At 64.5% G+C, this 507-nt stretch carries 1 protein-coding gene; it reads left to right on the top strand.

Annotated features, from left to right (window positions below; genetic code table 11):
* On the top strand, positions 1-507 hold a 507-nt coding region (locus J5M71_RS27315), incomplete at both ends, for a S49 family peptidase (protein ID WP_207838657.1).

Below are 507 nucleotides of genomic sequence, written 5' to 3'. Positions count from 1 at the left end.
CCTCTGGCTCACCCGCACTGCCGAGGTGGGCTCGATTGGCGTGGTGGCGGTGCACATTGATGAGTCGGCCGCCGATGCCAAAGCCGGGATGACTTACACCTTCTTGCACGCCGGCGCCCACAAGGTCGCTGGCCATCCGCACGCACCGCTCCCAGCCCCGGTGGCCGCTGACATCCAGGCCGACATCGAGCAGCTGCATACGCAGTTCATCAGCTTGGTTGCCGGATTCCGCCGCCTCACACCCGAGGCGATTCGTGACACCGAGGCCCGCGTCTATCGCGGTGAGGCCGCTCTCCAGGCGGGCCTGGCAGATCAGATCGGCACTCGCGCCGAAGCCATCACGGCCCTGCAACGCCAACTGGCCACGAGTGCCGGACGCAGCTTGCGCAACAAGGCTGCCGCGTTGTCGGCATCCCGAACTACTTCTTCCCAACAGGAGATCTCCATGAATGACCAAAGCACTGTCTCGCCGGTGGACAACACCCAAGAGAACACCACTCCGAACTC

Source organism: Pseudomonas sp. 43(2021), from assembly GCF_017490805.1.
In the GTDB taxonomy this organism is placed as follows: domain Bacteria; phylum Pseudomonadota; class Gammaproteobacteria; order Pseudomonadales; family Pseudomonadaceae; genus Aquipseudomonas.
Note: the sequence above shows the minus strand (reverse complement) of the source record. Positions and strands in the feature narration are given on the sequence as shown.